The following is a 16,256-nucleotide window of genomic DNA, read 5'->3' as shown; positions in this document are numbered from 1 at the left end:
GCGAGACTCAGCGCGCCAGCGCCCAGTCGATGGCTGCATCGAACAGCTTGCAGCCCTCGGGGGTGAGGTTGTCGAAGGTTTCGTTGTCGAGGAAGAACATCACCCGTCGTGCCGGCGCCAGCGTTTCGTAGTCCATGGTGGCGCCTTTCTCGTAGCCGAAGATGGCGACCTTCTCGGGGTCCCTGGCCAGCGTAGCGATGATGCTGGCGCCCAGTCCGGGCTTGCCCCAGTTCATCGGCGCATTCTTCACGTAGACATTGACGATGCCGGCCGGCAAGCCGGCAGCCAGTGGATGCGGCGCGTTCACCAGCCACAGTGCGTGCTGCTTGTCGGTCTTGCCGAAGTCGGTGTCGGGGCGTTTGCCGCTCATGCCCATGTCGTCGAGCAGGTCGCTTTCCCAGGTCACCAGCGGCACTGGTGTATCGCGGTAGGCGCCGAGCAGGTCGCGCGAACGCACCGTGGAGGAAAGCACCACCAGGTCGAAGTCCTTGGCCTTGGCGGCAGGCTGATACTGGTCGTAGAGCGTGACGGTGAAGCCGCGTGCCGTCAGGTGCTGTTGGATCTTCTGGTCGTAGGCGAGGCTTTTGCCTTCCTTGCGGACCACCAGCAACACGTTCTTGCCGTGACTGGCGGCGACAGCTTGCGTCGAGATAGCGCACAGGCAGAGCAGAGCGATCGCGGCGAGGTTGCGTATGAAAGAGTTCTTTGTGGCCATGGCGCGCATCCTTAAAGGTCGATCTTCACGGTGAGTTTCGCCGTCCGCGGCAGCCCCATGGCGAGCCGGTTGTTTCCGGTCGCTGCCCAATAGCGCTTGTCGGTGGCGTTCTCGACGTTGAGCTGCCACAGCACACGCTTGCCGAACATCTGCGTGGCGTAACGCGCGCCCAGGCCGAGCAAGGTGTAGTTGTCGATAAAGCCCTGGTTGGCGTTGTTCAACGGCCGGCGGCCGGTGAAGTAGAGGCCGCCGTTGAGCGCAAGGCCGGGCACGACCGGCACGGTGTATTCGGCGAACAAGCTGGCGGTGACGGCAGGTGTGTTTTCCGGCGTCTTGTCTTCCAGTGCGGCGCTGATGTCGCGGAAGCGTGCCTGCAGATACTGCGTAGAGAACTGCAGCGACCAGTCGCGTGACAGCTGGCCCTGCGCACTCAACTCGATACCGCGGTAACGCAAGCGGCCGCTCTGCACGAACAGGCCACTGTCATTGACGTAGCTGGCTGCGCGATCGATATCGAATACCGCGCTGGATAGCAGCAGTCGATCGCTGGGTTGCCAGCGAACGCCAACTTCTTTCTGCTTGCTGATCGACGGCGGCAGGGCCTCGTTGACGTTGATCGCCGTATTCGGCGCGCGGTCGCCTTGTTCGATGCCCGTGGCATATGAGGCATAAGCCATCAGGCGCGGATTGAATTTGTAGATCAGCGCAGCCAGCGGCGTGGTCTTGCTCGCCTTGTAGTGGTTGCTGCCCTGGTCGCTGGTGTAGCGGGTGTAGCGTGCGCCGAGGATGGTTTGCCAATGCTCGGAAAAACTCATGCGGTCGGTGACATACATGCCGCGGTCCACCGCATTCAGGGCGGGCGTGACGGTGGTCTTGGTCACCGGCAGCCAGGGGACGGTGACCGGATCGTAGAGATTCTGCGTGCCGGTGAACTGGCCGGTCACGGTCTGATCCTGGTTCGACTTGGTCTGCGCCGCACCGATCGTCAGTTCATGTCCCACCGCGCCGGTAGCGAAGCTGCCGAAGAGTTCGGCACGCAGGTTCTGATTGTTCCAGCTGGCGTCGCTCTGGCGATTGCCGGTGAGCGTGCCCTGGCCGGTGAGCGGGTTGTAGTTCTTGATCTCGGTAAAGGCGCGGCGGTCGCGGGTGAGGTCGGCGCGTCCGGCTTCCAGTGTCGCCAGCCATTGCTCGCTCAACGCGTAGTCGGCATGCAGCAGTACGTTGCTGCCATGCGCGACAAAGTCGGCCCAGTCCGGCGACAGGCGCTTGCTGGGGTCCGGCATGCGCGGCAGGTCGATGCCGCCGTTTTTCGCAGCGGGCTGGGTGATTACGCTCTGCTCGCCGATTTTCTTGCGGAAGTATTCCAGGTCGGCGCGCAGATTCAGCCGGTCGTTGACGCGCCAATCGAGTGCCGCGCTGGCCATGCGCTTGTCGCCGTCGATGCCGTCCACCGGCGATTGCAGACTGCCGCCAGCGACGTTGATGCGCGCGCCGTATTGTTGGCGATCGCCGAAGCGGCGGCCGACGTCGAGCTGGCCAATGGTGCCGCCGTTGTTGTCGATACTCAGGCCGAGCATGGTCACCGGTTGATTGCCGGCACGTTTGGTCACCATGTTCACCACGCCGCCGGGTGCGGTGTAGCCGTAGTAGAGCGCGGATACGCCCTTGAGCACTTCCAGGCGCTCTTTGTCTTCCAGCGGCAGTTCGGTGAGGTTGAGCAGCGGCAGCGAGCCGTTGAGCCGATAATTGCTGCGATTGTCGAGGGTGACGCCACGCATGGACAGGTTGTCGAACACCTCGCCACTGAGCTGTTGCTTGGTCACGCCAGCGGTATTGCGCAGCACATCGTAGAGACTGACGGCAGCCTGCGCGTCGAGCAGGTCGCGGGTCGCGACGTTGATAGTAGCGGGCACATCCATGATGGATTGATCACGGAAGGCGCCCACACCGACCCGCTGACCGAGCAGCCCCTTGTCCGCATGCCCTTGCACATCGACCGACTGCAGCGTGGAAACGGGGGACTCGACTTGGCTGGCTTGGGCATGCGCGCACGCCGCGACCAGACCGAGGGCCGACAGGCCGACGGAATAGCGCATGGATGTTCCTTGGTGGGGTTCCGGCGCCCTGGGTCGGCCTGGCGAGGCCTGCCTGTTGCTCGGACAGTCAAACGAGAATGATTCGCAATAATATGCGGGTCGACGGCGAAGGGCAATGCCCGGCGTGCGGGTCGCGCGGGGCGCGCAGCATCGCTCCCGCATGCTTGCCGGGAACGCAGCGTTCGGTCCATGCGCCTAGTGGATGCCGTCGGAAGCTGCGGAACGGGATGCTAGAATCCGCAGGCCGGCTTTGCCGGCAACTATCCATAGCGTCTTCAGGGCGGGGCGAAATTCCCCACCGGCGGTAGGTTGAAGGGCAGCCCTTAAGGGATGTTCCGGCAACGAGCCCGCGAGCGCCTTCGTCGACTTCGGTCGCGAAGGGTCAGCAGATCCGGTCGAATGCCGGAGCCGACGGTTGGAAGCTGGCAGCAGCTTCCTCACAGTCCGGATGAAAGAAGACGGCATGGCGAACGGCTTCGCGGCCGTGCGTCTGCCTCATGCCTTGGGGCGTTCTCGCTATTGGCTCCACGCGGAGAACGTTTCATGCCTGCTATTAAGAAAGTCCCTTCCATCCACCTCCAGCGGGAGGTGCGCTGATGTTCACCGGCATCATCCAGACCGTAGGCCGCATCGCGCGGCTCGAACCCCGCGGCGGCGATGTTCGCCTGTATGTCGATACCGGCGATCTCGATCTCTCCGACGTGCAACTGGGCGACAGCATTGCCGTCTCCGGCGTGTGCCTGACGGCGGTCACACTGGAGTCGCGCGGTTTCAGCGCGGACGTTTCCAACGAAACGCTGTCGCTTACCACGCTGGGCAAGCACAAGGCCGGCGACCCGGTAAACCTGGAGAAGGCCTTGCGCCTTGCCGACCGTTTGGGCGGCCATCTGGTGTCTGGCCATGTCGATGGCGTGGGCAAGGTGGTTTCCATCACGCCGGACGGGCGCTCACTGCGCTGGGTGTTCGAGGTGCCGGCGTCGCTGGCGCGCTACATCGCCGCCAAGGGCTCCATCTGTATCGACGGCACCAGCCTTACCGTTAACGAAGTCACGGGCAACCGCTTCGGCGTCAACCTGATTCCGCACACGGTCGGGCACACCGCGTTTCATGCGCGTCGTGCGGGTGATGCGGTGAATATCGAGGTGGATGTGGTGGCGCGTTATATCGAGCGGCTGATCGGCAGCGGTGAAGCGCCGCGCATCGATGAAGCGTTTCTCAAGCAGCACGGCTTCGCCTAGTCACTCCCTCTCCTGCGTGCAGCAGGGGAGGGGCGGGGTTGGGGGTGAGCCTGCAAGCCCGCAGCGTTTTCTCAAGGGCTTACCCCCTCCCGACCTCCCCCTGCAAGCAGGGGGAGGAGCAAAAAACAGAACATCAACGAGATCCCCCCATGGCCTTCAACACCATCCCCGAAATCCTCGAAGACATCCGCGCCGGCCGCATGGTCGTGATTCTCGACGACGAAGATCGCGAGAACGAGGGCGATCTGATCATGGCCGCGCAAATGGTGCGGCCCGAAGACATCAACTTCATGGTGCGCGAGGCGCGCGGCCTGGTCTGTCTTACGTTGACCGAGCAGCGCACGCGCCAGCTCGGCCTGCGACCGATGGTCAGCGACAACACGTCGCCGTACCACACCAACTTCACCGTCTCGATCGAAGCGGCCGAAGGCGTCACCACCGGCATCTCCGCACACGATCGCGCACGTACCATCCAGGTCGCGGTGAAGTCGGATGCGAAGCCGCATGACTTGTCGCAGCCTGGCCACATCTTCCCGCTCACCGCGCAGCCGGGCGGTGTGCTCACGCGCGCCGGCCATACCGAAGCCGGTTGCGATCTGGCTGCGCTGGCCGGCCTGGAGCCCTCCGCCGTGCTGATCGAAATCCTGCACGAGGACGGCTCGATGGCGCGCCGTCCCGAGCTGGAAGTCTTTGCGCAGAAGCACGGCCTGAAGATCGGCAGCATCGCCGACCTGATCCGCTATCGCCTGGAAACCGAGAAGACCGTGCAGCGCGTGCACGAGGAACAGGTAGAGACCGAGTTCGGTCCGTTCCGTCTGGTGGCCTACCGCGATGCGATTCGCCACGGCCTGCACTTCGCGCTGGTGCGCGGCAAAGTGAACGATGGTGGGGCGGTGCTCACACGCGTACACGTGCGCAATACGCTTTCCGATGTGCTGCATCTGCAGCGGGATGATCTCGGTCTTACGGTGACTTCGGCGCTTCGCCGCATCGCCGATGAAGATCGCGGCGTGCTGCTGGTGCTGTCCGGCGAAGACACGCCCGATGCGCTGCTGCGCCGCCTGAGCCGTCAGCCCACGACGCAGGCGCCGGAGGAAGTGCAGCAGCAGGAATGGCGCCAGCTTGGACTGGGCGCGCAGATGCTGGCCGATCTAGGCGTGCATCGCCTGCGTGTGCTCGGTACGCCGCGCAAGTTGGTTGGACTGGCCGGCTTCGGCCTTGAGGTGGTCGAGCACGTGTGAGGCCATGGCTTCGCCCCGCCTTCGCCATACCGTAGCCGGCATACTGCCGGCTACCCTCAACGACGACACGCCATGACCGCTACGACCATCTGTCTGATCGCTCCTTCCGGGTATCCGCATGACCGTCCTGCCGTGACGCGCGGCGTGGCGCGGCTGCGCGCAGCAGGCTGTACGGTGGATGGTCTGGAAGTGCTGGATCGCGCCGAGCTGCGTTATGCCGGCGCCGATCCGGAACGCGTGGCCGATATCAATGCACTGGCCACGGCCGAGGTGCTGCCGGATATCGCGCTGGCGATCCGTGGCGGCTATGGCGCCACCCGTTTGCTCGAACATCTTCACTACGACGCGTTGCGCGAACGGCTGGCGGGCACCTCGACGCTGTTGGTCGGGCATAGCGATTTCACGGCACTCCAGTTGGCGCTTTATAAGCGCGCGGGTCTCACCACCTTCGGTGGCCCGATGCTGGGGCCGGACTTCGGCGCCGCCGAACCCAGTGCCTTCACCTGGCAGCATTTCTGGCAAACGCTGACCGCGCCCCAGGCGAGCGGGAACTGGCAGACGCCAGGCGACGCCGAACTGGACGTGGAAGGCCCGCTCTGGGGCGGCAACCTGGCCGTGCTGTGCAGCCTGATTGGCACGCCGTATTTCCCGGCCATCGAAGGCGGCATCCTGTTCGTCGAAGACGTGGGCGAGCCGCCGTTCCGCATCGAGCGCCTGCTGTACCAGTTGCACCTGTCCGGTGTACTGGATCGCCAGCGCGCCTTGGTGCTGGGCGATTTCAGCCAATGCCGGCCCAGCGCCTACGACAACGGTTACGACCTTGATTCGGGCTTTGCCCAGATCAGCCGCCTGACCCGGGTGCCGCTGGTGCACGGCATGCCTTTCGGGCACGAGCCGGACAAGCTGACCCTGCCGTTCGGCGTGCCAGCACGGCTGCGTGTGACGGAGGGACAGGCGACGCTGTCGTTCAATGGTTATCCGCACCTGTCAGGGGGAGCCTCGCGGCCCGATCCGGGCAGGTTCCCCGAAATCCCGTAAAATACCCGGCCCCGAGGGATGCTCTGAAGAAGTCTACGTAGCCGTCATGATGTGTGGGAGGCCCGCAGGGTGTGGCGCGCGGCGACGGCAAGGCTGGCTGCCTTGCCTAGACGTGGGCTGCAGCCTGCGGGCCTCCCACACATCACCCTGTCATTCAAGTTCAAATGTGAGGGCCGGCTCTGTCTGCTCACAGCTCCGCGGCGCGCTGGCTAGGAAGACGGCCAGTCTGCCGTCGCCAACGCACCACGAATCTGTGAGCAGACAGAGCCGGTGACGGCTACGTAGACTTCTTCAGAGCATCCCTAAGCCCGCGGTCCACCCAGGAACACACTGACCATGAAGATCATCGAAGGCGATTTCGCCACGCCCAAGGGCCGTTTTGCCATCGTCGCCGGCCGTTTCAACGGCTTCGTCGTGGAGCCGCTGGTGGCTGGTGCGCGTGACGCGCTGGTGCGCCATGGCGTGAAGGACGACAACATCGAGCTGATCCGGGTGCCGGGCGCCTGGGAAATCGCGCTGGCCGCGCACAAGCTGGCGAACTCCGGCAAGTACGCTGCGGTGATCGCGCTGGGCGCGGTGATCCGCGGTTCCACGCCGCACTTCGATTACGTGGCCGGCGAGTGCGCCAAAGGTCTGGCCCAGGCGGCCTATGCTTCCGGCGTGCCGGTGGCTTTCGGCGTGCTGACCACCGACAACATCGAGCAGGCCATCGAGCGCTCCGGCACCAAGGCCGGCAACAAGGGCGCCGATGCTGCCATCGCTGCGCTCGAGATGGTCAACCTGTACGGAAAGCTGTGATGAGCCAGCGTCCCGAAGGCATCGATCTCGCCGCTCGCTCGCGTGCCCGCCGCCGTGCGCTGCAGGCGCTGTATGCGTGGCAGCTCAGTGGCAGCCACATGAATGCAGTGATCGACCAGTTTCGCCACGAGCAGGACATGGAAGTGGCCGACCTCGAATACTTCGAGGACCTGCTGCACGGCGTCGAGAAGCATGTCGATGAACTCGACGATGCACTCAAGCCTTACGTCGATCGCGAAGTCGGCCAGATCGACCCGATCGAGCGCGCCGCGCTGCGCTTGGCCGCGTATGAGCTGAAGTACCGCCCGGACGTGCCGTACCGCGTGATCATCAACGAGGCCATCGAGGTCACCAAGCGCTTCGGCGCCGACCATGGCCACAGCTACGTCAACGGCGTGCTGGACAAGCTCGCCGGGGCGCTGCGCTCGGTGGAGAAGAAGGGTTGATGGCGGCGCAGATTCCGGTGCTCGAAACCGAGCGCCTGGTGCTGCGCGCCCATCGTGCGGACGATTTCGATACTTGCCTGGCGATCTGGTCGGATCCCGAGGTCAAGCGCTATATGGGCGGCGTTCCTTCCACCGGCGAAGAGGTGTGGGACCGCATGCTGCGCTATCTCGGCATGTGGGGCATGCTCGGTTACGGTTATTGGGCCGTCGAGGAAAAAGCCAGTGGTCGCTACATCGGCGATATCGGCCATGCCGATCTGAAGCGCCACATCGTGCCGAGCCTCGATGGCATGCTCGAGTTCGGCTGGGTGCTTGCCCCGCATGCGCACGGCAAGGGCTATGCGAGCGAAGCCGTGGCGGCGGCCACGGCCTGGGCGCAGGAAAACCACGGCCATTTGCGCGCCGTATGCATTATTTCGCCCGAGAACACGGCATCGATCCGCGTGGCTGAAAAAGCCGGATTCCGCGAGTGGCAGCGCACCACGTACCACGGCAGGCCAACGGTCGTTTTCAGCCGCTAGCGTGCCACTGTAGGAGCCCACCCTGTGGGCGAAAGGGCCGCAAAGCGGCCCTGCTCTTTCTTGTAAGGTATTTGCGTACAACGCAGGGCCGCTTTGCGGCCCTTCGCGCACAGGGTGCGCTCCTACGGGCAATCCTTGCGCTGCGTATCGGCGATGCCCGCCACCAGCCAGCGGCCGTCGCGCTTGACCAGGTGTGCGATGTCGGTGCCGCAGTGGTCCACCTTGCCGTCGATAAAGAACTGATATTCCGTCCAGATCACGGCGATGTCGTCGTCGATCTTCACCAGCGGGTTGTAGATGCGTTCCTGCAACTGCTGCGTGCCAGTCACCGGAATGTGATCGATAAACGAATCGAAATGCAGCTGCGTGATTTTGTCGCCGCGCTTGAGCGTGGCCATGCCGCCTGGCAGCATGTTGTCGCGCATCAGATTGCGGTCGCGCTTGGCGATGGCGTCGAGTATCGACTGGAACGGCGCGAGCACGGCTTGCTCTTCCGGGCTGGCGGCGTGCACCGGCGCGGCCGACATCAGGGCGATCAGCGCAGCGCCGAGCGGCGCGGCGGTATGGCGAAACATGGACGACAGGCGAACCATGGCAGAACCTCCGGACCGTTCGGGATCGCGCGATTCTATCGAGGCGTCCTGGGCGTGACTGCATGACCATGGACCTAGACGAACTTGCACAGCGCAGCGCCAGATGGTCTGCTTGCCCCTGTTTTGCCGAGCTCTGAAGCCTATGGAATTTCGCCTGATCGACCGCATCCGCGAGCGCACCGCGCAAGGTCGCGACGATGTACGGCTTGGCATCGGCGACGACGCCGCACTGCTGGCCGTGCCCGAAGGGCAGGAGCTGGCGGTGGCCATCGACACCCTGGTCGAAGGCGTGCACTTCCCGCGCGACACTGCGCCGGCTGACATCGGCTGGAAGTCGCTGGCGGTGAATCTCTCCGACCTTGCCGCGATGGGCGCTACTCCTGCCTGGGCCTTGTTGGCGTTGACGCTGCCAAAGACCAGTGTCGAATCCACGCAAGCCTTTATCGACGGTTTTGCCGAAGGTTTCGCGCAGCTGGCGCAGCCACATCGGCTCGCCCTGGTCGGTGGCGACACCACCAGCGGCCCGCTCACCATCAGCGTGGCTGTGCATGGCTTCGTGCCGCCGGGCAAGGCGCTGAGGCGCGCGGGCGCCAAGGTCGGCGATGTGGTGCTGGTCACCGGCACGCTGGGCGATGCGGCGGCCGGCCTGTACCTGCTACAGCACGCGTCGCGCGTCGAAGCGGGCGATGCACGGCGCGAGTACCTGATCGAACGTCTTAACCGTCCCACGCCGCGCTTGGCCGCAGGCGTAGCTTTGCGCGCGCGCGCGAATGCGTGTCAGGACATCTCGGATGGCCTGCTCGCGGACCTGGGCCATATCTGCGCGCAGAGCGGTGTCGGCGCGGAGATCGATAGTGCATGGCTGCCGCGCTCATCGGCCTTGCTCGGTCTGTTCGACGAAACCAGCGCGCGCGATTTCGCGCTGAGCGGCGGCGACGATTACGAACTGTGCTTCACCGTGCCTGCCGCGCGTGTCGCCGATGTGCAGGCCGATCTGGCTCGCCTCGGCTGCGGTGCCACGCGTATCGGCCGCATTGTCGAAGGCGAAGGTGTGCGCGTACGCGAGCCGGATGGCTCATGGCTGGAACCGGGGCGGCGAGGCTGGGATCATTTCGCCGCATGAACGACAAGAAGACCCTCACCGATACCCAGCGCCGCGCGCTGACTTCATCCGTCGCTGGCTGGATCGCCTGCGGCTTCGGCTCTGGTTTGGCGCCGGTGGCGCAAGGCACCTTCGGCTCGCTGGCCGCCTTGCTACCGTGGCTGCTGCTGCGGCAACTGAGCCTTCCGCTGTATGGGCTGGTGATCGTGCTTGGCTTTGCGCTGGGTGTATGGGCCTGCAACGTCGCTGGTCGCGCGCTGGGCGTGGACGATCACCGCAGCATCGTGTGGGACGAATTCATCGGTCAGTGGATCGCACTGATTCCTGCGTTGCTGGCGCCGTGGTGGGCCGTCATCGCCGGCTTCGCATTGTTCCGCCTGTTCGACGTGTGGAAGCCCTGGCCGATCGGCTGGCTCGACCGGCGTTTGAAGGGCGGCTTGGGTGTGATGATGGACGACGTCGTGGCGGGGGTGTTCGCCGCGGTCGTGCTGGGCTTCGTGCTGACGTGGTGGTGACGACGCGCGCTTAGTCTTTTTGCACCAGCAGATCCGGGATGCGTGGTGTGACATGTTTGCCGCGGCTTGCCACCGCACCACGCCACCACGGTTGCACCGTTTCCACCAGCGCGGGTTCGACCGCTTCGCCGATCCGCGGCATCAGCAAACCTTCGGGAGCGTTGGCCAGCAGTACTTCCGCAGGCTCTTCCCATGGATGCATGGCGAGATTGAAGGTGCCCCAATGCACCGGCAACAGGCGTCCGCTGCTGAGTTGCGACCAGGCCTGCAGCGCGTTTTCCGGCCCCAGGTGCACGTTGCCCCATGAGGGATGGAACGCGCCGACTTCGATCATCACGACGTCGAAGGGTCCGAGCCTGCGGCCGATTTCCTCGAACGCCGGTGACAATCCCGTGTCGCCGCTGAAGAACACGGAATGTTTCTCGCCGCGCAAGACGAAGGAAGACCATAGCGTCGTATTGCGATCGCGTAGGCCGCGACCGGAGAAGTGATGCGACGGCGCCGCGGTGATGGTCAGCCCGCGCGGCAAGCTGACGTGCTCCCACCAATCGAGTTCGATGATGCGATCGGCCGGCACGCCCCAGGCTTCCAGGTGCATGCCGACGCCCAGCGAGGTGATGAAGGGCACGCCCAGCGCAGTCAGTGCGCGGATGCTCGGATAGTCCAGATGATCGTAGTGGTCGTGCGAAATCAGGATCGCGTCGAGCGGGGGCAGGGCAGCGATGTCGACCGGCACCGGCTGGAATCGCTTGGGCCCCATGAACGAAAACGGCGACGCGCGCTCGCCCCACACTGGATCCGTCAGCACACGCACGCCGTCGATCTCCAGCAGCACGGTGGAGTGGCCGAGCCAGGTCGTGCGTAGGCCGGTCGAGACGGGCCGCGTCCAGGCGGCGCGCGGATCGAGTGCCGGTAGCGGCTGCGTAGGCTCACGGCCTTCGTTGCGGAAGAAGAAGTCGCGCAGCGTCGGCCGATCCCCGGTGGCGGGAGGAGCGCTGCTGGGATAGGTGTTGACGAAATGGCCGTCCGCATACTGCGCGGAAGCACGCATGCGTTCGAGCCGGAGCCCCGTGGCTTCCCGGGAAAACATGGCCATGATCTGCCTCGCTGAGCGTGGTGCGCTTGAGCGCATGCGGGCAGAGCTGGGGGCGAACGGCGGCGACTCAATGGCGGCCAAGCCGCAGCCGTTCGGTGGCTCAGCCGGCGGTTTGCTCGGCCAGGCGCTTCAGGGCGCCCAATACCTCGGGAAAGTCGGCAGTCACCATGGGACCGAACGCTTCTGCCGCCGGCCCCGTGATCTGGGTGCTGTAGCTGACTTTGGCGCGGTCGGGCGCCAGCGGCAGGATGCGATGGATTACCACCACGCGGGTACCGTCGATGATGGTTTCGTCGGTGAATACTTCCTGCGCAACGACTTCAATCAGCGTGCTGGTGAAGGCGTCTTCGCCCGGTGGCTTCATCGTAAACGTGGTGCCTGCGGCGAAAGGGCCATGCATGCGGATGTCTTCGATACCGGCATTCCAGTGCTTCCATCCCGGTACGTCGGAGAGCAGCGCCCAGATGCGTGCTGGCGTTGCATTGATCTCGGTGCTGTGTTCGTGAGTCCACACGATGATGTATCTCCGGGAGACTGGTGGGCGCGTATCGTGGGTAGTTGGCGATACAACGGTCAAGCGAACCGTTCACGCATCGCACGGCCAGCTCCCATCCAGGCATGGACGTTGGTGCCGCGCTCTTGGCATGCTGACCTATCCCCCGGACTGGAGCCTTCCCCATGCAATATCGTCGTCTTGGCAAAAGTGGCCTGCAGCTTTCCGCGCTGTCGTTCGGTGCGTGGGTGACCTTCGGGCAGCAGGTGGGGCGTTCGCTGGCGCGTGACCTGCTGGCATTGGCGCATGACCGTGGCGTCAATTTCTTCGACAACGCCGAGGTCTATAACCATGGGGTCGCCGAGACGCTGATGGGTGATGTGTTGGCCGATCTGCGTTTCCCCCGTGACAGCTATTGCGTATCCAGCAAGGTGTTCTTTGGCGCTCGCAACAATCCGCTGCCGACGCAGCGCGGACTGTCGCGCAAGCATGTGATCGAAGCCTGCCATCAGGCCTTGCAGCGTCTGCGTGTGGAACACCTGGATCTGTACTTCTGCCATCGCCCCGATCCGGATACGCCGATCGAGGAAACCGTGGCGGCGATGGATACGCTCGTGCGCCAGGGTAAGGTGCTGTATTGGGGCACCAGCGAATGGTCGGCGGAGGAGATTCGCGAAGCGCACAAGGTCGCGCGCGAAAACCACATGTACGCGCCGACCATGGAGCAGCCGGAATACAATCTACTGCACCGCCAACGCGTGGAAGTGGAATACGCCTCGCTCTACAGCGACTTCGGCATGGGCACCACCATCTGGTCGCCGCTGGCCTCGGGCCTGCTCACCGGCAAGTACAACGATGGCGTACCCAGCGATGCGCGATTGGGACAGCCGGGTTACGAGTGGCTGCGCCGGGCATTGCTGGAGCAGGGTGGGGAACGCATCGCCAAGGTGCGCCGTCTGCAACCGATCGCCGAAGAGCTCGGCGCGACGCAGGCGCAATTGGCGATCGCCTGGTGCCTGGCGAACCCGCACGTGTCCACCGTGATGCTGGGTGCGAGCCGGCTGGAGCAGCTGGAGCACAACCTCGATGCGCTGGAGCTGTTGCCGAAGCTGGATAAGGCGGTACTGGCGAAAATCGAGCAGGCGGTGGCGTAAGCACGCTTTGCCCCTCCCTCTGCGAGCCAGGCAGGGGGAGGGGACCGGTTGACTCTTAAATGAGAATGATTATCATCAACTCCGCCCATTGACCAATCGCGGAGTCCGCTCATGCCGATGTCCTCCCTTTCTCTGCCACAGCCGGTCGACCTGCTCGCCCGCCCGCTCGGTTTGCTGCGCCTGAAACCTGCGGCGCCCGCCGCTGCCTCCACCCGCCGCGTTTCCAGCCAGCTCCTGCTGGACGGCGAGCGCGAGCTGGTCATCACCCATCAGGGCAGCGAATACCACCTGCGCCTGACCCGCAACGACAAGCTCATTCTCACCAAATAAGTCCCGGGCGGCTGCTAACGCCCGTCCTTCAATCCGCATCACAGGCCTATCGCCAGCGTCGCTCTTATTCACGCCAGCCAGGTCTCCTTAGCCTAAGGAGCGCTTATGTTCGGCTGGCTGACTCACGCACTCGCGACGGTCTGTCCCCACTTCCACACGCCGGCCGGCCAGCCGCGCTGGCTGCGTATCGCACCCGAAGCGCTGGTCTCCCGCCTGCCTTTGCTCGGCAGCGTGCTCTACCTCCCCATGCACGCTGGCGACGCTTCGGCCGAACACAGTGCGCGCGGCTGGCTGGCCGATCGTGTGGAACTGATTCCCCTGCTGCATACGCACTGGCTGCTTGCGGCCTGCGTGATCGGCTCCGACGGGCCGCGCGAATGGATCGAATGCGTCGACGCCAATGGTTGTCTGCGCGCCCGCCTGCATCTGTTGCCCGACACCGACTATCTCGCCTGGGATGTGTTGCTGTCGGCCGGCGAGCCGATCGTCGCGCCGCCCTTCGGTCGCGTGCAACGGCCGTTCCGCGCGGCCTGCGCGCGTCTGTTCGGCTTCCGCCATAAACAGATGAGTGGCCTCCATGTCCTGAGCTGCACGGAGACTGTGCATCTGTCGGCCTTGGGGCAGGGCATCGCGCGTGAAGTCGCCAAAGCCGAAGCCCTCGAACTAAGCCGGTCAGACTGACCGGACACTTGTCCGCCTGTCCGTGCAGTTGTCCGCGGACAGCGCATGCGGCGCGAAAATCATCGCCAAACCATTGAATTAAAAGCTTCGTCAAGCTTGGCACGCGGCTTGCTCAAATCGGTTCGGGGCCACACGGTTTGTGGCCAGGGACCGTTCCATGATTCGCGATACTTCTGCTCAAGACCGCCTGGTCGAGGTCAAACCCAACCGCAAGCGCCGCCTGATGCTGATCGGTGCCGGCGTGGCTGCGGTGGCTGTATTGGCCTTCGTGTTGCCGCAGGCCAGCCGGCTGTTCTCGGCTGACGCTTCGGTCAGCGCCTCCCGACTCGCCTTCGCCGCAGTGGAGCGCGGCCTCTTCGTGCGCGACATCGCTGCCGAAGGCAAGGTCGTCGCCGCCGTCAGCCCCACGCTCTATGCCACCTCCGGCGGCGCGGTCACCTTGAAGGTGCACGCCGGCGATGCGGTGAAGAAGGGCCAGGTGCTCGCCACCATCGTCAGCCCCGAGCTCACCAACAAGCTGGCGCAGGAACAGAGTGCCGCCGACGCGATGGAAGTGGATTACCTCCGCGCGCAGATTGACGCTCGCAAGAAGCGCGGCGAACTGCAAAAGGCCTACGACAACGCGCAGATCGATCAGCAGGGCGCCGAGCGCGACCTGGCGCGCTACCAGAAGGCATTCAGCCAGGGCGCCGTGCCCAGCATGAATGTGGACAAGGCGAAGGACGAACTGCAGAAATCCAAGATCACCACGCTGCATGCCAAGGCCGACCTGGGCACGGACAGCGACAGTCTCAACTTCGACATCAAGTCGAAGAAGCTCGCGCATGATCGCCAGGTATTGCTAGTGGAAGATCTGAAGCGCCAGGTCGACGACCTCAACGTGAAGTCGCCGGTCGACGGTCAGGTCGGTCAGCTCTTCATCGCCGAGCGCGCCACCGTCGCCAAGGACGCGCAGCTGCTCAGCGTCATCGACCTCTCCGCGCTCGAAGTGGAGATGAAGGTGCCGGAAAGCTTCGCCCGCGATCTGGGTATCGGCATGGGCGGCGAGATCACCGGCAACGGCAACACCTGGAAGGGCCTGGTCAGCGCCATCTCCCCGGAAGTGGTGAATGGCGAAGTGGCTGCGCGCCTGCGCTTCGAAGGCGATACGCCCAAGCAGTTGCGCCAGAACCAGCGCCTGTCCGTGCGCATCCTGCTCGACAAGCGCGACAACGTGCTCACCGTGCAGCGCGGCTCCTTCGTCGACGAATCCGGTGGCGCCTATGCCTACATCGTGCGCGACGGCATCGCCGAGAAACACCCGATCCGCGTCGGCGCCAGCAGCATCGACAAGGTGGAGATCCTCGACGGCCTGAAAGAAGGCGACCGCATCGTGATCTCCGGTACCGACAGCTTCAAGAATGCGGCGCGCGTCGCCATCAGCCGCTGATCCACCACCACGCTCATCACCGAAGGACGCATAACCATGCTCAAGATGACTCACCTGTCCAAGGTCTACCGCACCGAAGTGGTGGAGACCTACGCGCTGCGCGATTTCAACATCGACGTGAAGGAGGGCGAGTTCGTCGCCGTCACCGGTCCGTCCGGCTCCGGCAAGACCACCTTCCTCACCATCGCTGGCCTGCTCGAAACCTTCACCGGCGGCGAATATCACCTGGACGGCGTGGAGGTGAGCAACCTCAACGACAACGCGCGCTCCAAGATCCGCAACGAGAAAATCGGCTTCATCTTCCAGGCGTTCAACCTGATTCCCGACCTCAACGTGTTCGACAACGTCGAAGTGCCGCTGCGCTATCGCGGCATGAAAGCCGCCGAGCGCAAGCAGCGCATCATGGATGCGCTGGAGCGTGTCGGTCTGGCCTCGCGCGCCAAGCACTATCCGGCGGAACTCTCCGGTGGTCAGCAGCAGCGTGTCGCTATCGCCCGTGCCCTGGCTGGCTCGCCGCGCCTGCTGCTCGCCGACGAACCGACCGGCAACCTGGACACGCAGATGGCCCGTGGCGTGATGGAGCTGCTGGAAGAGATTCATCGCGAAGGCGCCACCATCGTGATGGTGACGCACGATCCGGAATTGGCGGCACGCGCCCAGCGCAACGTGCACATCATCGACGGCCAGGTGGTCGATCTCGCCGAAGATCCGCGCTTCCACCACACGCAGCACGCGGCGCACGCCGGCACCCCGGCCTGACCACAGCACGC

The 16,256-nt window shown here is 64.5% G+C and carries 18 protein-coding genes and 1 riboswitch; of the genes, 13 read left to right on the top strand and 5 right to left on the bottom strand.

Annotation, left to right across the window (positions count from 1 at the left end; translation table 11 throughout):
• Window positions 1-7: 7 nt before the first annotated feature.
• Window positions 8-715: a hypothetical protein gene (locus tag ISS97_RS13895; protein WP_379985824.1), complete on the bottom strand. Its 708-nt coding sequence runs from the start codon at window positions 713-715 to the stop codon at window positions 8-10.
• A gap of 11 nt (window positions 716-726) precedes the next feature.
• Window positions 727-2,811 (bottom strand): TonB-dependent siderophore receptor, encoded by a 2,085-nt coding sequence (locus tag ISS97_RS13890; RefSeq protein ID WP_379985825.1) that lies wholly within the window; start codon window positions 2,809-2,811, stop codon window positions 727-729.
• Between the two features lie 267 nt (window positions 2,812-3,078).
• Window positions 3,079-3,275, top strand: a riboswitch (FMN riboswitch).
• A 132-nt stretch (window positions 3,276-3,407) separates the two neighbouring features.
• On the opposite strand from ISS97_RS13890, the gene ISS97_RS13885 reads away from it, so the two are divergent.
• The 6 genes from ISS97_RS13885 (at window position 3,408) to ISS97_RS13860 (ending at window position 8,093) form a co-directional block, all read left to right on the top strand.
• The gene (locus ISS97_RS13885; protein WP_379985826.1) at window positions 3,408-4,049 is read left to right on the top strand and encodes a riboflavin synthase; all 642 of its coding nucleotides are present in this window, start codon (window positions 3,408-3,410) and stop codon (window positions 4,047-4,049) included.
• A 149-nt stretch (window positions 4,050-4,198) separates the two neighbouring features.
• Window positions 4,199-5,290 carry a bifunctional 3,4-dihydroxy-2-butanone-4-phosphate synthase/GTP cyclohydrolase II gene (gene ribBA, locus ISS97_RS13880; protein ID WP_379985827.1) on the top strand — a complete coding sequence of 364 codons (1,092 nt, stop codon included), beginning with the start codon at window positions 4,199-4,201 and terminating at the stop codon, window positions 5,288-5,290.
• Window positions 5,291-5,362: 72 nt separating this feature from the next.
• Entirely contained in the window at window positions 5,363-6,328 is a 966-nt protein-coding gene (ldcA, locus tag ISS97_RS13875; protein WP_379985828.1) for a muramoyltetrapeptide carboxypeptidase, read from the top strand.
• A 336-nt stretch (window positions 6,329-6,664) separates the two neighbouring features.
• The gene (gene ribH, locus ISS97_RS13870) at window positions 6,665-7,126 is read left to right on the top strand and encodes a 6,7-dimethyl-8-ribityllumazine synthase (RefSeq protein ID WP_449757861.1); all 462 of its coding nucleotides are present in this window, start codon (window positions 6,665-6,667) and stop codon (window positions 7,124-7,126) included.
• Entirely contained in the window at window positions 7,126-7,572 is a 447-nt protein-coding gene (nusB, locus tag ISS97_RS13865; RefSeq protein WP_379985829.1) for a transcription antitermination factor NusB, read from the top strand. Before ribH ends, nusB begins: the two co-directional genes overlap by 1 nt.
• The gene (locus ISS97_RS13860; protein WP_379985830.1) at window positions 7,572-8,093 is read left to right on the top strand and encodes a GNAT family N-acetyltransferase; all 522 of its coding nucleotides are present in this window, start codon (window positions 7,572-7,574) and stop codon (window positions 8,091-8,093) included. Before nusB ends, ISS97_RS13860 begins: the two co-directional genes overlap by 1 nt.
• A gap of 122 nt (window positions 8,094-8,215) precedes the next feature.
• Here the strand turns inward: ISS97_RS13860 and ISS97_RS13855 are convergent, their stop codons facing one another.
• Window positions 8,216-8,686: a nuclear transport factor 2 family protein gene (locus ISS97_RS13855; protein WP_379985831.1), complete on the bottom strand. Its 471-nt coding sequence runs from the start codon at window positions 8,684-8,686 to the stop codon at window positions 8,216-8,218.
• Window positions 8,687-8,828: 142 nt separating this feature from the next.
• Here ISS97_RS13855 and thiL point away from each other — a divergent pair, with 142 nt between their 5' ends.
• Together thiL and ISS97_RS13845 are read left to right on the top strand one after the other, a co-directional pair.
• Complete coding sequence (gene thiL / locus ISS97_RS13850) at window positions 8,829-9,809, top strand: thiamine-phosphate kinase (RefSeq protein WP_379985832.1); 981 nt, start codon at window positions 8,829-8,831, stop codon at window positions 9,807-9,809.
• Window positions 9,806-10,303 (top strand): phosphatidylglycerophosphatase A family protein, encoded by a 498-nt coding sequence (locus ISS97_RS13845; RefSeq protein ID WP_379985833.1) that lies wholly within the window; start codon window positions 9,806-9,808, stop codon window positions 10,301-10,303. Before thiL ends, ISS97_RS13845 begins: the two co-directional genes overlap by 4 nt.
• 10 nt (window positions 10,304-10,313) lie before the next feature.
• On the opposite strand, the gene ISS97_RS13840 is transcribed toward ISS97_RS13845, so the two are convergent.
• The gene (locus ISS97_RS13840; RefSeq protein ID WP_379985834.1) at window positions 10,314-11,399 is read right to left on the bottom strand and encodes an MBL fold metallo-hydrolase; all 1,086 of its coding nucleotides are present in this window, start codon (window positions 11,397-11,399) and stop codon (window positions 10,314-10,316) included.
• A gap of 100 nt (window positions 11,400-11,499) precedes the next feature.
• Window positions 11,500-11,913 carry an SRPBCC family protein gene (locus ISS97_RS13835; protein ID WP_379985835.1) on the bottom strand — a complete coding sequence of 138 codons (414 nt, stop codon included), beginning with the start codon at window positions 11,911-11,913 and terminating at the stop codon, window positions 11,500-11,502.
• A 164-nt stretch (window positions 11,914-12,077) separates the two neighbouring features.
• On the opposite strand from ISS97_RS13835, the gene ISS97_RS13830 reads away from it, so the two are divergent.
• The 5 genes from ISS97_RS13830 to ISS97_RS13810 all read left to right on the top strand — a co-directional run bounded on the left by ISS97_RS13830 (window position 12,078) and on the right by ISS97_RS13810 (window position 16,245).
• On the top strand, window positions 12,078-13,046 hold the full coding sequence (locus ISS97_RS13830) for a potassium channel beta subunit family protein (RefSeq protein WP_379985836.1): 969 nt from the start codon (window positions 12,078-12,080) through the stop codon (window positions 13,044-13,046).
• Between the two features lie 111 nt (window positions 13,047-13,157).
• On the top strand, window positions 13,158-13,376 hold the full coding sequence (hemP, locus tag ISS97_RS13825; protein WP_379985837.1) for a hemin uptake protein HemP: 219 nt from the start codon (window positions 13,158-13,160) through the stop codon (window positions 13,374-13,376).
• Between the two features lie 105 nt (window positions 13,377-13,481).
• The gene (locus ISS97_RS13820) at window positions 13,482-14,057 is read left to right on the top strand and encodes a hypothetical protein (RefSeq protein WP_379985838.1); all 576 of its coding nucleotides are present in this window, start codon (window positions 13,482-13,484) and stop codon (window positions 14,055-14,057) included.
• 157 nt (window positions 14,058-14,214) lie between these two features.
• Complete coding sequence (locus tag ISS97_RS13815) at window positions 14,215-15,486, top strand: efflux RND transporter periplasmic adaptor subunit (protein WP_379985839.1); 1,272 nt, start codon at window positions 14,215-14,217, stop codon at window positions 15,484-15,486.
• Between the two features lie 36 nt (window positions 15,487-15,522).
• Window positions 15,523-16,245, top strand: coding sequence for an ABC transporter ATP-binding protein (locus tag ISS97_RS13810; RefSeq protein ID WP_379985840.1), 723 nt, complete (start codon window positions 15,523-15,525; stop codon window positions 16,243-16,245).
• The last annotated feature ends 11 nt before the right edge of the window (window positions 16,246-16,256 follow it).

The sequence above is a fragment of the Dyella koreensis genome (assembly GCF_044904565.1).
In the GTDB taxonomy this organism is placed as follows: domain Bacteria; phylum Pseudomonadota; class Gammaproteobacteria; order Xanthomonadales; family Rhodanobacteraceae; genus Dyella_D; species Dyella_D koreensis.
This window is presented reverse-complemented; position numbering and strand designations above follow the sequence as displayed.

Coding starts and splice junctions, on each gene's coding strand:
- ribBA (WP_379985827.1), top strand. CDS start 4,199: ATGGCCTTCAACACCATCCCCGAAATCCTCGAAGACATCCGCGCCGGC.
- ISS97_RS13820 (WP_379985838.1), top strand. CDS start 13,482: ATGTTCGGCTGGCTGACTCACGCACTCGCGACGGTCTGTCCCCACTTC.
- ISS97_RS13845 (WP_379985833.1), top strand. CDS start 9,806: ATGAACGACAAGAAGACCCTCACCGATACCCAGCGCCGCGCGCTGACT.
- ISS97_RS13840 (WP_379985834.1), bottom strand. CDS start 11,399: ATGGCCATGTTTTCCCGGGAAGCCACGGGGCTCCGGCTCGAACGCATG.
- ISS97_RS13890 (WP_379985825.1), bottom strand. CDS start 2,811: ATGCGCTATTCCGTCGGCCTGTCGGCCCTCGGTCTGGTCGCGGCGTGC.
- ISS97_RS13885 (WP_379985826.1), top strand. CDS start 3,408: ATGTTCACCGGCATCATCCAGACCGTAGGCCGCATCGCGCGGCTCGAA.
- ISS97_RS13860 (WP_379985830.1), top strand. CDS start 7,572: ATGGCGGCGCAGATTCCGGTGCTCGAAACCGAGCGCCTGGTGCTGCGC.
- ISS97_RS13855 (WP_379985831.1), bottom strand. CDS start 8,686: ATGGTTCGCCTGTCGTCCATGTTTCGCCATACCGCCGCGCCGCTCGGC.
- nusB (WP_379985829.1), top strand. CDS start 7,126: ATGAGCCAGCGTCCCGAAGGCATCGATCTCGCCGCTCGCTCGCGTGCC.
- ribH (WP_449757861.1), top strand. CDS start 6,665: ATGAAGATCATCGAAGGCGATTTCGCCACGCCCAAGGGCCGTTTTGCC.
- ISS97_RS13810 (WP_379985840.1), top strand. CDS start 15,523: ATGCTCAAGATGACTCACCTGTCCAAGGTCTACCGCACCGAAGTGGTG.
- ISS97_RS13815 (WP_379985839.1), top strand. CDS start 14,215: ATGATTCGCGATACTTCTGCTCAAGACCGCCTGGTCGAGGTCAAACCC.
- hemP (WP_379985837.1), top strand. CDS start 13,158: ATGCCGATGTCCTCCCTTTCTCTGCCACAGCCGGTCGACCTGCTCGCC.
- ISS97_RS13895 (WP_379985824.1), bottom strand. CDS start 715: ATGGCCACAAAGAACTCTTTCATACGCAACCTCGCCGCGATCGCTCTG.
- ldcA (WP_379985828.1), top strand. CDS start 5,363: ATGACCGCTACGACCATCTGTCTGATCGCTCCTTCCGGGTATCCGCAT.
- thiL (WP_379985832.1), top strand. CDS start 8,829: ATGGAATTTCGCCTGATCGACCGCATCCGCGAGCGCACCGCGCAAGGT.
- ISS97_RS13830 (WP_379985836.1), top strand. CDS start 12,078: ATGCAATATCGTCGTCTTGGCAAAAGTGGCCTGCAGCTTTCCGCGCTG.